At 71.2% G+C, this 12,859-nt stretch carries 16 protein-coding genes; 11 read left to right on the plus strand and 5 right to left on the minus strand.

Annotated elements, in window-relative coordinates:
- Nucleotides 1-5: 5 nt before the first annotated feature.
- The 4 genes from HD593_RS28445 to HD593_RS28460 all read left to right on the plus strand — a co-directional run bounded on the left by HD593_RS28445 (nt 6) and on the right by HD593_RS28460 (nt 4,084).
- Nucleotides 6-1,790, plus strand: coding sequence for an urease subunit alpha (locus tag HD593_RS28445; RefSeq protein ID WP_185105097.1), 1,785 nt, complete (start codon nt 6-8; stop codon nt 1,788-1,790).
- Nucleotides 1,791-1,867: 77 nt separating this feature from the next.
- On the plus strand, nt 1,868-2,542 hold the full coding sequence (locus HD593_RS28450) for an urease accessory protein UreF (protein WP_185105098.1): 675 nt from the start codon (nt 1,868-1,870) through the stop codon (nt 2,540-2,542).
- A 46-nt stretch (nt 2,543-2,588) separates the two neighbouring features.
- Nucleotides 2,589-3,296: an urease accessory protein UreG gene (ureG, locus tag HD593_RS28455; RefSeq protein WP_221525011.1), complete on the plus strand. Its 708-nt coding sequence runs from the start codon at nt 2,589-2,591 to the stop codon at nt 3,294-3,296.
- On the plus strand, nt 3,293-4,084 hold the full coding sequence (locus HD593_RS28460; RefSeq protein WP_185105099.1) for an urease accessory protein UreD: 792 nt from the start codon (nt 3,293-3,295) through the stop codon (nt 4,082-4,084). Before ureG ends, HD593_RS28460 begins: the two co-directional genes overlap by 4 nt.
- A 48-nt stretch (nt 4,085-4,132) precedes the next feature.
- On the opposite strand, the gene HD593_RS28465 is transcribed toward HD593_RS28460, so the two are convergent.
- On the minus strand, nt 4,133-4,714 hold the full coding sequence (locus HD593_RS28465; protein WP_246546766.1) for a TetR/AcrR family transcriptional regulator: 582 nt from the start codon (nt 4,712-4,714) through the stop codon (nt 4,133-4,135).
- A 304-nt stretch (nt 4,715-5,018) separates the two neighbouring features.
- On the opposite strand from HD593_RS28465, the gene HD593_RS28470 reads away from it, so the two are divergent.
- The 3 genes from HD593_RS28470 to HD593_RS28480 all read left to right on the plus strand — a co-directional run bounded on the left by HD593_RS28470 (nt 5,019) and on the right by HD593_RS28480 (nt 7,865).
- Nucleotides 5,019-6,533 carry an FAD-dependent monooxygenase gene (locus HD593_RS28470; RefSeq protein ID WP_312903773.1) on the plus strand — a complete coding sequence of 505 codons (1,515 nt, stop codon included), beginning with the start codon at nt 5,019-5,021 and terminating at the stop codon, nt 6,531-6,533.
- Between the two features lie 18 nt (nt 6,534-6,551).
- Entirely contained in the window at nt 6,552-6,947 is a 396-nt protein-coding gene (locus tag HD593_RS28475; RefSeq protein WP_185105100.1) for a VOC family protein, read from the plus strand.
- Nucleotides 6,948-7,304: 357 nt separating this feature from the next.
- Nucleotides 7,305-7,865, plus strand: a complete 561-nt coding sequence (locus HD593_RS28480; protein WP_185105101.1) for a hypothetical protein — start codon at nt 7,305-7,307, stop codon at nt 7,863-7,865.
- Between the two features lie 67 nt (nt 7,866-7,932).
- Here the strand turns inward: HD593_RS28480 and HD593_RS28485 are convergent, their stop codons facing one another.
- Both HD593_RS28485 and HD593_RS28490 read right to left on the minus strand, forming a co-directional pair.
- Nucleotides 7,933-8,853, minus strand: coding sequence for an aminoglycoside phosphotransferase/kinase family protein (locus tag HD593_RS28485; RefSeq protein ID WP_185105102.1), 921 nt, complete (start codon nt 8,851-8,853; stop codon nt 7,933-7,935).
- A gap of 120 nt (nt 8,854-8,973) precedes the next feature.
- Entirely contained in the window at nt 8,974-9,753 is a 780-nt protein-coding gene (locus tag HD593_RS28490) for a TetR/AcrR family transcriptional regulator (RefSeq protein ID WP_185105103.1), read from the minus strand.
- Nucleotides 9,754-9,826: 73 nt separating this feature from the next.
- Between HD593_RS28490 and HD593_RS28495 the strand changes: the two genes are divergently transcribed.
- Nucleotides 9,827-10,180 carry a hypothetical protein gene (locus HD593_RS28495; RefSeq protein WP_185105104.1) on the plus strand — a complete coding sequence of 118 codons (354 nt, stop codon included), beginning with the start codon at nt 9,827-9,829 and terminating at the stop codon, nt 10,178-10,180.
- A 155-nt stretch (nt 10,181-10,335) separates the two neighbouring features.
- Here HD593_RS28495 and HD593_RS28500 read toward each other — a convergent pair whose 3' ends face one another.
- Complete coding sequence (locus tag HD593_RS28500) at nt 10,336-10,581, minus strand: hypothetical protein (protein WP_185105105.1); 246 nt, start codon at nt 10,579-10,581, stop codon at nt 10,336-10,338.
- Nucleotides 10,582-10,650: 69 nt separating this feature from the next.
- On the opposite strand from HD593_RS28500, the gene HD593_RS28505 reads away from it, so the two are divergent.
- Nucleotides 10,651-10,881 carry a hypothetical protein gene (locus HD593_RS28505; protein ID WP_185105106.1) on the plus strand — a complete coding sequence of 77 codons (231 nt, stop codon included), beginning with the start codon at nt 10,651-10,653 and terminating at the stop codon, nt 10,879-10,881.
- A gap of 102 nt (nt 10,882-10,983) precedes the next feature.
- Here HD593_RS28505 and HD593_RS61895 read toward each other — a convergent pair whose 3' ends face one another.
- Nucleotides 10,984-11,196 (minus strand): dihydrofolate reductase family protein, encoded by a 213-nt coding sequence (locus HD593_RS61895; RefSeq protein WP_221525012.1) that lies wholly within the window; start codon nt 11,194-11,196, stop codon nt 10,984-10,986.
- Nucleotides 11,197-11,314: 118 nt separating this feature from the next.
- Between HD593_RS61895 and HD593_RS64525 the strand changes: the two genes are divergently transcribed.
- Nucleotides 11,315-12,154, plus strand: a complete 840-nt coding sequence (locus tag HD593_RS64525; RefSeq protein WP_221525013.1) for a helix-turn-helix domain-containing protein — start codon at nt 11,315-11,317, stop codon at nt 12,152-12,154.
- A gap of 67 nt (nt 12,155-12,221) precedes the next feature.
- Nucleotides 12,222-12,803, plus strand: coding sequence for a dihydrofolate reductase family protein (locus HD593_RS28520; protein ID WP_185105108.1), 582 nt, complete (start codon nt 12,222-12,224; stop codon nt 12,801-12,803).
- The last annotated feature ends 56 nt before the right edge of the window (nt 12,804-12,859 follow it).

The raw sequence follows: 12,859 nt of genomic DNA on the forward strand, positions 1-12,859 counted from the left end.
CACCGATGCACAAGGGCCATCAGCCGCTGACCCGCCTCGACTACGCCGACCGGTTCGGCCCCACGGCCGGCGACCGCATCCGGCTGGCCGACACCAACCTGCGGATCGAGGTCACCGAGGACTGGTGCGGCGGCCCCGGCCACAGCGGCAGCGAGGTCGTCTTCGGCGGCGGCAAGGTCGTCCGGGAGTCGATGGGCCAGGCCTGCGCGCCGCGCGACTCCAGGAGGTTCGGCGCCCCGCAGCCGCCCGACACGGTCATCACCGGCGCGGTCATCCTGGACCACTGGGGCGTGGTCAAGGCCGACGTCGCCATCCGCGACGGCCGGATCGTCGCCCTGGGCAAGGCCTACAACAACGAGACCATGAACCGGCTGCACGACCGGCATCCGACGGCCACCGACTTCGTGATCGGCCCGGAGACCGAGGTCATCTCCGGCAACGGCAAGATCCTCACCGCCGGCGCCGTCGACACCCACGTGCACTTCATCTGCCCCGAGCAGATCCACGAGGCACTCGTCTCCGGCGTCACCACCCTGATCGGCGGCGGCACCGGCCCCGCCGAGGGCAGCACCGCCACCACCGTCACGCCCGGCTCCTGGCACCTGGCCCGGCTGTTCAAGGCGCTGGACGGCTTCCCGGTCAACATCGGGCTGCTCGGCAAGGGCAACACCATGTCGTACGAGTCGCTCTACAACCAGGTCAAGGCCGGTGCGCTCGGCCTGAAGATCCACGAGGACTGGGGAGCCACCCCCGCCGTCCTGCGCCGCAGTCTGGAGGTGTGCAAAACGACCGGGGTGCAGCTGGCCCTGCACGCCGACACCCTGAACGAGGCGGGCACGGTCGAGGACACCATCAAAGCCATCGGTGGCCACCCGATCCACGTCTTCCACGTCGAGGGCGCCGGCGGCGGCCATGCTCCGGACATGCTCACCATGGCGGGCCTGCCGAACGTGCTGCCCGCCTCCACCAACCCCACCCGGCCCTTCACCGTCAACACGGTCCCCGAGCACATGGACATGGTGATGGTCGCCCATCACCTGAACCCGCTGGTGGAGGAGGATCGGGCGTTCGCCGAGTCGCGGATCCGGCCCGCCACGATGGCCGCCGAGGACCTGCTGCACGACCTCGGCGCCATTTCGATCATGTCGTCGGACTCCCTGGCGATGGGCCGCATCGGTGAAATGATCATGCGGACGTGGCAGACCGCGCACGTGATGAGGGACCGGTTCGGTCCCCTGGAGGGCGACACCGGCGGGCCCGGCGGGGCCGACAACCGGCGCGCCCGCCGTTACATCGCGAAATACACCATCAACCCGGCCCTCGCGCACGGCATCGAGCACGAGGTCGGCTCGGTCGCGGTGGGCAGGCTCGCCGATCTGGTGCTGTGGGAGCCGGCGTTCTTCGGAGTCAAGCCGTATCGGGTGATCAAGGGGGGCCAGATCGCCTACGCGCAGGTCGGCGACGCCAACGCCTCCATCGTCACCCCGCAGCCGGTGCTGCCCCGCCCCGTGTGGGGCGCGACCGGCCGGGCACCCGGCGCCAACTCGGTCAACTTCGTCACAGCAGAGGCCATCAACGCCGGCCTGGCCGGCCGGGTCGAGGTGAGCAAGCCGTTCGCGGCCATCCGCGACACCCGCAAGGTGTTCAAGGCCGACATGCGGGAGAACAACGCCTGCCCGCTCATCGAGGTCGACGGCCGCGCCTGCGAGGTGAAGATCGACGGCCGGCCTGTCGGCAGCAGCGAGTACGCCACCGAACTGCCGATGGCGCAGCGCTACTTCCTGTTCTGACCGTCCCCACGCCGTCGCGCACCGTTCCGCAGGGCACACGACCCGCAAGGAGGGACACGAAAGGTGAACCGCGCACGATGAATCGCGCCGCCCTGCTCGTCCTGGCCGACGGCCGCTTCCCCGCCGGCGGGCACGCCCACTCCGGCGGCGCCGAAGCGGCTGTCATCGCCGGGCGGGTGCGTGACGTGGCGAGCCTGCGGGAGTTCTGCCGCGGCCGGCTGCACACCAGCGGCCTGGTCGCGGCGGGCCTGGCCGCCGCGACCGCCGCCGGCCATGACCCGCTCCTGCTCGATGAGGCCGCCGACGCCCGCACCCCCGCACCCGCCCTGCGCCACGTCGCGCGCCGGCTCGGCCGCCAGCTGCTGCGGGCCGTGCGTGCCGCCTGGCCTTCGGCCGAGCTCGACGCGCTCGCGGCGGCCCGGCCGCACGGCGCTCACCAGAGCGTCGTGCTCGGCCTGGCCGCCCGCTCCGCAGGACTGAGCCCGCTGGACGCCGCGTACGCGGCCGCGTATGAGAGCGTCAGCGGCCCGGCCACCGCCACCGTCCGCCTGCTGAGCCTCGACCCCTTCGACGCCACCGCCGTCCTGGCGCGCCTGGCTGCCGGCATCGACCACGTCGCGACGCGGGCCGACCAAGCCGCGCGGCGCGTGCCCGCCGAGGGCGTCGGCGCGTTGCCCGCCGCCTCGGCGCCGCTGCTCGACATCACCGCCGAACAACACGCCGCTCGCCCGGTGCGCCTGTTCGCCTCCTGACCGTCGCACCTGTCGTTCAACCCTGTCTTCAACCGCGGAGCAAGCCATGCACCTGCACCTGCACCACGACCATGCCTCCCCCGAGGGCCACGCCCTCGGACCCGCCGGCTCCGCCACGCAGCGTCCCGGCGGCCGCCGCCGCGCCCTGCGCATCGGGCTGGGCGGGCCGGTCGGCACCGGCAAGACCGCCACCGTCGCCGCCCTGTGCCGGACGCTGCGCGAGGAACTGTCCATCGCCGTCGTCACCAACGACATCTACACCCGCGAGGACGCCGAGTTCCTGCTGCGCGAGGCCGTCCTGCCCGCCGAGCGCATCCGGGCGGTCGAGACCGGGGCCTGCCCGCACACCGCCATCCGCGACGACATCTCCGCCAACCTCGAAGCCGTCGAGGACCTGGAGGAACAGCTCGGCCCGCTGGATCTGATCCTCATCGAGTCCGGCGGCGACAACCTCACCGCGACCTTCTCCAAGGGCCTGGTCGACGCGCAGATCTTCGTCATCGACGTCGCCGGCGGCGACGACATCCCGCGCAAGGGCGGCCCCGGCGTCACCGCTTCCGACCTGCTCGTCATCAACAAGACCGACCTCGCCCCGTACGTCGGGGTGGACCTGGAGGGCATGGCCCGCGACGCGAAAACCCAGCGCGGCGACCTGCCCGTCGCCTTCACCGCCCTGAAGAGCGAGGGCGGCGTCACACCCGTCGCGCACTGGGTCCGCCGGCGCCTGGCCGACTGGGCCACCGGCCCCGCATGACGCTCCCGCCGCAGACCACTTCGGCCCGGCCCACCGGCGTACACGCCACCGCCCGCATCACGGCGACCAGCGTGGGAGAGGCCACCGCCGTTCCCGTGCTGGCCGGCGACGGCCCCTTCGACGTGCGCTGGAACCACCCGTGCGGGAACCAGGCACGGGTGTGCATCATCGGCGCCATGAGCGCCCCCCTCGGCGGCGACCGGCTGCGCATAGAGGCCACCGCCGGACGCGGCGCCCACCTGCACATCACCACCGCCACCGCCACCATCGCCCTGCGCGGCCCCACCCCCGACCACGCCACCTACGACGTGCACCTGACCGTGGCCGAGCAGGCCAGCCTGCACTGGCTGCCCGAACCGCTGATCTCCGCCGCGCGCAGCAACCTCCGCCAGAGCTGCACCATCGACCTGGCCCCCACCGCACGCCTGGTCCTGCGCGAAGAACAGGTCCTCGGCCGCACCGGCGAACCACCCGGCCGGCTGAGCACCCGCCTCACCCTCCGCTACGACGGACACCTGCTCCTGGACCAGCAGACCAGCTACGGCCCGGACGCGCCCGCCTGGGACGGACCCGCCATCATGGCCGGCCACCGCGCCACCGGCCAGATCCTCATCGTCGACCCCGCCTACGACCAGCAGCCGCCCGGCGTCCGGCTGCTCGGCGACGACCCGGCCCACGGGCAGGCCGTGCTGACCCCGCTCGCCGGGCCCGCCGTGCTGATCACCGCCCTGGCCCCGGACACGCTGCGCCTGCGCCATCTGCTCGACGCGGCTCATCCCCTCGTGTGAACGCGGCGTGATCTCCCGGCCGGGGCGCCGCCGCCCGTGCTCGGGCGCTCAGGGTCGTGATCGAGGGCCCATGCCGGCGAAGAGGGCGTCGAGGACGCGGTCGACGTACTCGTGGGTCAGGGGTTCATGAGTGATCAGCAACTGGAAGTACAGAGGCCCGGACAGGATCGCCATGGCCAGGTCGAGATCGAAGTCGGGGGAGACCTGCCCCTGCTCCTGGGCCGCCTTGATCCGGGCGACGGTCCTGCCCGCCTGCGGCCGGATGAAGCGGTCGTTCAGCCCGGTGGCGACCGCGGGATTGTGCTGGGCCTCGCCGATCAGAGCCCGGTAGAGCGGGCCCCACGGCGGGTTCGCGAGCAGGTCCACCGCGGCGTGGATCTGCTGCCGCAGGTCGGCCAGGACGTCGCCGGTGTCGGGATAGTCGAGGACGTCCTGGTTCAGCGACAGCAGCGAGTCGAGGAACAGCGGCCCCTTCGAGGGCCACCGGCGGTAGATGGTGTCCTTGCCGACCCCGGCGCGGGCGGCGACCGCCTCCATGCTGAGCTTGGCGTAGCCGCTCTCAAGGGCCAGATCGAGTACGGCCTGCATGATCGTTTCGGTGCGGTCGTCCGAGCGGCGGCGGGCGTTCATGGCCTCACCATACCGGGACGGGACGACCCGTTTGACATCAGGAAGGCGCATCCCTCACGCTAAGCAGCAATACGGGACGTCCCGTCCCGTATTCCGTCCTGGCGAGGGGTGATTTGCCCATGCGTGTCCGGCCGTGCTCCCCGCCTGCGCGCCCCGCCCTGGAGGACCTCGGCCGCCAGGCTCCGGGGCTGACAGCCGGACCTGCGCATCGCCCGTCACAATCGCGACAAACGACACGATCGAGAGGCCATCGATGATGAACGCCACCCGCCTCGCAGAAGAGAACCCGGGAGGAGACGCCGATGTGATCATTGTGGGGGCCGGCCCGACCGGTCTCATGCTGGCCGCCGAACTGCGCCTGGCCGGGGTGCGGCCGCTCGTCCTGGAACGGCAGCCGCAACCCCGGGACACCCCCAAGGCCGGCGGCCTGGGCGGGCAGATCCTGCAGCTGCTGCGCTACCGGGGCCTGCTGGAACGTTTCGAAGCGGCCTGCACCGGCCCTGTGCCGGCTCCCCGGTTCCCGTTCGGCGGCGTGCACCTGGACTTCACCCAGCTGCCGGACCCTCCGATGCACGCCCTGCCGCTGCCGCAGCAACTGCTCGAGCGGCTGCTCGGCGAACGCGCGGGCGAGCTCGGCGTCGACCTGCGCCGCGGACACGAGGTGACCGGGGTGAGCCAGGACGACGACGCGGTGACCGTGGACGTGCGAGGCCCGGACGGCCCGTACCGGACGAGCACCCGGTACCTCGTGGGGTGCGACGGCGCGCGCAGCCGCATCCGTGACTGGGCCGGCATTCCGTTCCCCGGCACGACCTATCCGGAGGTCAACCGGCTGGCCCAGGTCACCTTGCCCGACACGGTCACCGTTCTGGGCAACGGCGATCTGGACGTGCCCGGCTTCGGCGCGATCCGCGCCGGCTTCACCCGCACGGATCACGGCCTACTCGGCGTCGGCTCCTCCCCCGGCGCCCGGTCCGTCTCCCTCTACACCATCGAGGACGAGACCACCGAGTACGACGACGACGTCCCGATGACCCTGGCCGAACTGCAGGACAGCGTCCACCGCGTGCTCGGCGCGCACCTTCCCCTGGCCGGATCGACGCGGCTGTCCCGGTTCACCTTCAAGGCCCGCCAGGCCGAACGCTACCGCGAAGGGCGGATCCTGATCGCCGGCGACGCGGCGCACCTGTTCCCCGCCACCGGCGTGGCGCTCAACGCCGGCATGCTGGACGCGGTCAACCTGGCCTGGAAGCTGGCCGCCGACCTCCGGGGCACGGCCCCGGCCGGCCTGCTCGACACCTACCACGCCGAACGCCATATGGCCGGCGCCCGCACCCTGCTGCACACCCGCGCCCAGGTGGCCCTGCGGCGCGGGCACGACGCGGCCGCCGAAGCGCTCCGGGAGGTCTTCACCGAACTGCTCGCCGACGAGCAGCCGCTGCGCCGCATGGGAGCCCTCGTCGCCGGCACCGACATCCGCTACCCGATGCCCGGCACCCGCCTCCACCCGCTGGCCGGCACCTTCGCCCCCGACCTCACCCTGCACACCGACCGGGGCATCACCAGCGTCGCCGAGCTCATGCACCCCGCCCGGCCCGTCCTGCTCGACCTGGCCGGCCGTCCAGAGCTCCGCCAGACCGCCTCGGACTGGCGGCCTCTCGTCGACGTCCACACCGCCAAGACCGACGATCGGCCGGCCGACGCGCTGCTGATCCGCCCGGACGGCCACGTCGCCTGGGCCGCCGCCCTCGACGAACCCGCGGACAGCGCCACGCCCCCGCTGCGCGAGGCACTCTCCGCATGGTTCGGAACGCCGTGAGACGTCCGGGAGGAAGACATGACAAGTAGATTCACCGAGCTGGCCGTCGACTGCCACGATCCGGAGAGACTCGCGGCCTTCTGGTGCGAGGTCCTGGACTTCAAGGTGATCGACCGGAACGAGCGCACGGTCGAGATCGGCTCCTGGGAGCCGACCGTCGAGGAGGTCCTGGCCCGGCAGATGCCGCCCACCCTGCTGTTCGTCCAGGTGCCCGAGGGCAAGACCGTGAAGAACCGGCTGCACCTCGACGTCAGCCCGATCGACGGCAGCACCGACGACGAGGTGACCAGGCTGCTCGGCCTCGGCGCCACCAGGAGGGACGTGGGCCAAGGGCCGGACCGGCGCTGGGTGGTCATGGCCGACCCCGAGGGCAACGAGTTCTGCGTCCTGCGCACCCTGGCACCGCCCGCCTAGCTGATCGTTCCCGCAGGTAGCGCTGCCGCAGGGTGCCGGGGATCGGCACCACGTCCTTGCCCTGGTGCTGCACCCAGGCCAGGGCGGGCCGGCGGGCGGTGACGTCCTTGGCCGCTGCCAGCCGGTGGGGCGAACGGGACCAGGCCGGTGGCGAGCTCGCGGCAGACCGGCATGATCTCCGCCTCCAGGTCGCGGGTCCATAGCGACCCACTCGCTCTGCAGCGCGCCGATCGGGTGCACGGCGTGCGCCCGCCGGATGGTCGGTGCGCCGGCCTCGGACAGCCCGAGGCAGCGGACCTTCCCGGCCGCCACCAGCTCGGCCATACCGGCGGCGGTCGCAGAGTCCTCTGGGCGCGGATGGTCTGGCAGGTTCCGCCGCGCCTCTGGGATGATCTCGACGATCCGTTCCCGCCGAGCAAAGGGGCCCTGCTTGAACACCGTACAACCGGCGACCGCCGACCTGCGCGCGCACTACCGGCGACTGATGAACAGCACGCGGTGGCTCGGCGTAGGCATGTGCTGGACGGCGGTGGTGCCCGGCGATGGGCGGGCGCTCACGTTGGATCAGGTCGCCGCCCGGCTCGCCGGGAACACGCCCCATCAGCTGCACGAGCCGGCGACGCTCGACGCCGTCGGGCCACCCGAACGCGACTCCCCGGGCGGCAGGAACACCATGCCGGCCTGGCCCGATGGCCCGAGCTGCAGGCGACGACGGACTTCTTCGCCGCGCCCGCGCCCGAGGACTCCGACGACAACGACAACGAGGACGAGGACGACCTCGATGGCCGCGCCGACCATGACTGGAGGGCGGCCTGCCTCGCGGTCATCGACCGCACCACCGGGGCGCGGCTGACCGGCGAGTGGCTGGATCAGGCGCATCCCTACGTGACGGTCCGCATGCCCGACGCGACCCGCTGACCCCTGAACGACGAACGCCCGAGCGGTGCGGGTCTGGGATGGACGCTCTCCGGGCTCGCCTGCGGGGCTAGGCATTCGCCCGGCGCAGGCGTTCGGCTGCCTGTGCCCGCAGCGCATCGCCGCCCGCCGGAGGGCCAGCACACAGTGCCATTTCCCGGGCATTGTACGCAGCCATCCACACGCCGGCCGCCCACGCGACCTCCAGCTCCGCGGGCGTGAACAAGCGCCCCCGAAAGTCCTGATAAGCCGCCAGGAACGCTTCGGAGCTTTCGATCGGCGCCAGCGTCGGCGGCCCGGCACTGGCGAACGACCCGCTCGCCGCTCCCACCAGCGCCGCCTCCGGCTGCCACGCCAGACTGTCCCAGTCGTGGACCGTCCGCACCTGCCGCCCCTGCCACCGCAGGTTCTGCGCCTCGAAATCGGCATGGCCGAGCACGCACGGCAGACCGCCGGCCAGCAGCCGCGCCCGGGCCCGCTCGGCCGCCTCGACAATGTGCCCGGACACGACGCTCTGGTCCAGGGCATCGAGGAAGTCGATCGCCGGCCACGTCCCGGCACCGGTCTCGTCCCAGCGCACCCAGGGCGGATTCGGCAACGGCGGCGCGACGATCACGCCGGCGAGTTCGGCCATCAGCCGAGCGAACAGCTCCGCGCAACGCACGGCCATGTCCGGCGAGTCCCCGTGCAGCACCTCGCCGCCTGGCCGGAATTCCTCAGCGTGCACGGCCAGCGCACCGACACCGGCCACCGGCGTCAGCGGCCGGGCACACGGAAACCCGCGCTCGGCCAGCCGGGCCTGCGCAGCAACACACGACGCCGCCCGGCCGTCGTCGGCACGCGCCTTGACCACCACGTTCCTGCCATCGGCCAACCGCAGCCCGAACACCATCGAGACCTGTTGGGACCGGAACAGCACGTCGGCGGGCTCGCCGCCCAGATGGTCAAGACACCAAGCCGGCAACCAGTCCGGTAACTCGTCCAGCGGCACGCTCAGGACTATGCCATTGGCGTCGAACCCAGCGGAAGAGAAGGGTGCGGACACTGGTGCTGAGGCCAAGGGTCGTTTCGCCTGCATCACCACCGCCGACGGTTCGAGCCCGGCGTCCTCTCAGGCCCGTACGGCTCGGCAGAACGCCGCCGCCAGATCGGCCGCCAGTTCGGCGCGCGCCGTCGGAGTGAGGTGCTCGCCCGTGGCCAGCGCGGTCACGCTCCTGGCCAGCACCGGCCCCGCGAACAGGCTGAGCAGCGTTTTCTCCGGCAGCTCACGCACCACTCCAGCATCGACGTGCGCCGTCAGCCAGCCCATCATCAGGCCGACGAACCGGGGCGCGTAGTTCTCCCGTACGTGAACGGCCAGGGCGCCTCCGGGCCGGGAGGCGATCTCGGCGAACATCGCGGCCATCACCCGCGCCTCCCCCATCATCGCGCCGAGCACCTGCTCGTAAAGCAGCCGCGCGGCCGGCTCGAGATCCGCCGGTGGATCGGCCAGCACCTCGGCCACGCGCGGCATCGGGCTGTAGCGGTCGAAGACCGCCGTGAGCAGGCCGTCGCGGCCGCCCAGCTGCCCTTGGATCGCCTGCACCGTGCATCCCGCGTCAGCGGCGATCATGTCCAGCGTCACCTCGCCGACCCCGAACGCCCCGTAGAGGCCGGCCGCGGCCTCGACCGCCCGGTCCCGCGCGGACAGGCGGACCACCCTCGCGCCGTGCCTGGCCAAAACTTCATCAAGATGGGAGCGATGACCGATGCGGCGGATGAGCGTGCTGCGTGAAACTCCCATCACGGCGGCGATGTCCTCCAGGGTCAACTCGCTCGCCTCTGCCCCCGTCGCAGCGAGATGGCCTCGCACGGTCGTGGCCACTTCCTCGACATAGGCGCTGCTCTCCATATCTGAAACTTACACTTGTCTTTAATGAAAGACAAATTCTAGTATCAGCAGGAACCCAGGGAAGGGAACGAACATGCACGCGTTCATCCGCCGTTATCGCATGGGGACCGGTTCGATCGACGACCTGATGCGCACGGTCAACCGGCAGTTCGCGAACCAACTCTCAGCTGGAGGCGGCGGCACCTCCGAAGCCTCGGTGCAGGTACCCGCCGGCATTGTCAGCTACCAGGCGATCGCCACAGGAGACGACACGATCGTCACCGTGACGATCTTCGAGACAGAAGAGGCGTGCCGGCGCGCGGAGCAAGGAGCGAGAGACATCCGCCTGAGCCTGGCCGAGTTCCAGGTGGAGGAGACTCACACCTTCACCGGTGAGGTGATGTTGTCCCGGGCGAGCGAGACGCTCCTCACCCCCATCACGCGCTGATCTCCAGGTGGCCAAGCAGGTACGAGGTCACGGTCAGTAGCCTGGCCGCCTGCGGCTGCCGCCCCGGCTCAGCGATCGCACATCGCGGCGAAGTAGGCATTGCCGCAGCTCGTCTTCATCCGGGCCACGCCGTAGCCGTAGCGGGCGCCGGTGGGCTAGCCATCCTGCTCGACCTTCACCGTCCTGGCCATCATCGTGCTCAGCGGAGCCTTACTCCAGAACCTGTTGAGGTCCTCGGGAGTGGAGACCAGGCCGCCACTGGCCCCGAACGCGTAGGTCGGCAGCTGGTCGGTCAGATCCACCTCGCCGCCCTGCGGACGGGCGGGGTGCACACCGTAGGTGTGGGCGTGCGGGCCGCGGATGCCCTCGTCTCCCTTGGCCGGCCAGTACGTGTCCCGCATCCCGTACTCTGCGTCACCCTGGAGACCTACACCCGCCGGCCGCCCGTCGAGACCAAAGGCTGGGACCAGGTGGTCGAAGTCGGCTACTACAGCCCAGGCGGCCAGATCGTGCTCTACGACAGCCTCAGCGGCACCGAGCTGCCCAACCTCGCCCTCAACGGGCGCAAGGGGCACTACCGCATCCGCGTGCACCACGCCTGGTTCCCCTGGAAGGGCGAGGCGCAGAGCGGGCAGCGGCTGCTGATCATGGCGTACCCGGGCAAGGGCAACAAGGAGATCGTCCACCGGAACCGGAAGTGACGCACGCCGCCATCCGAGCCGGCCGGAACAATCGTCAGGTGGCCTCGGCAACCAGTGCCGAGCACGCCGCCGTCAACGCTCAGGTGCCGGCACGGCTCCTCCTCACCGGCGGATGTAGTCCGCGATGATCACACCCCTGCCGGTCGTGACGCTACCGGTGAGCTCGAACTCGGTCAGCGGGGCGGGCCCCTCGAACAACCGCGCGCCGCTCCCCAGGGTCAGCGGGTGAATCAGCAACGTGTAACGGTCGATCAGGCCGGCACGAGTGTCCTCGTCCGGGCGGCCGAGACCCTGGACGACGCCGTCGAGCTGCACCGTCGTCTCGCAAGTACTCCGGGCTCCAGGAATGCTAACTTACCGATTCCGACCACCAGGTGGAGAACGGCGCGTTGTCCCGCGCCGCGCAGGCATGGGCGTCGGCGATACTGTGGGCGTGGAGTACGTGTCCAGAGTGCCGCGACCGCCGCTGGACGGACTGATCGACGACCTCTACTACCTGGAGGGCGAGCCGCCGTACGCCCGGCTGACGCTGCCGCCGTCGCCGTCGGCGCTGCTCATCGTCAACCTCGAGGCGCCGTTCCGCATCCGCGCCGGCACCGACATCGAGACGGCCGAGTACGCCGACGGCTGCGTGGTCACCATGCCCACCCGCGCCTACGAGTTCGGCTATCCGCCGGGGACCCGGTCAGTCGGCGGACACTTCAAGCCCTGGGGGCTGGCACCGTTCCTGCCGACGCCCGCGACCGAGCTGTGTGACCGGCCGGTCACGATAGAGCAGGTCTGGGGCCGGCCCGCCATTGCCGAGCTGCGAGACCGGCTGGCCACGGCGGCCGGGCCGCACGAGATGCTGACGCTGCTCGAAGAGGAGCTCATGCGACGGCTGTGCGAGACCCCCGGCCTGGCACTGGTCCGCCATACGAGCAACGTCATCGCGGCGACCAGCGGAGCGGTGGCGATCGGCGACCTGAGCGAGGCAGCCGGCGTCAGCAGCACGCATCTGGCACAACGGTTCAAGGAGCTCATCGGCGTCACGCCGAAGCGGCTGGCCCGCACCCACCGCTTCACCGCCACCGTGTTCCCGATCAACCCCGCCGAACCGATCGACTGGGGCGACCTCGCCGGCGGCGCCGGCTACTTCGACCAGGCCCACTTCGGCCACGAGTTCCGAGCCTTCACCGGGCTCACACCGACCCGGTACATCGAGGTCCGGCGGCGGTTCCTGCGCGAACATCCCGGCCACGTGCTGGACGGCTGGCCACTACCGGCCGATTGATTTCTTACAAGAGCGGCAGCTCACGACACGCTAATTTGGGGGCCACCCCAAAGCAGAGGAGAGCCCCGTGGGCAAGGTGGTCATGTACAGCTCGGTGTCGGTGGACGGCTTCATCGCGGACGAGAATGACCAGCCCGGACCGCTGTTCGACTGGTTGACCGGCGGTGACGTCCCGCTGGACGAGAGCGGCGAGGTGAAGGTGTCGCAGACGTCCTACGACTACACCCGGCCGTACTGGGACCAGGTCGGAGTCACGATCGCCGGCCGCCACGTCTTCGACCTGACCGACGGCTGGGACGGCAAGCCCCCGAGCGGGGTCGACCACGTGATCGTCGTGACCCACCGGCCGGCACCCGAGGGCTGGGACCCCGAGGCGCCGTTCCACTTCGTCGACGGCATCGAGACAGCCGTGGCCAAGGCGCAGGAGCTTGCGGGCGACCGCCTGGTCGAGGTCGCCGCCGGCGACGTCGGCGGCCAGGCGCTTGCCGCGGGCCTGGTCGACGAGGTGCGCATGGACGTCGTACCCGTCGTGATGGGGTCCGGCAAGCGCTACTTCGGGTCGGTCCACGCGCAGCACCTGCTGGAGGACCCTGACGTGGTGATTCAGGGCAACCGGGTGCTTCACCTGCGCTATCGGGTGCGCCGTTGACCGATCTGAGCAAGTACACGAAGAAGGTCCACTGCCAACGGTGACACAAGACCGGG

It is taken from the genome of Nonomuraea rubra (assembly GCF_014207985.1).
Lineage (GTDB): Bacteria > Actinomycetota > Actinomycetes > Streptosporangiales > Streptosporangiaceae > Nonomuraea > Nonomuraea rubra.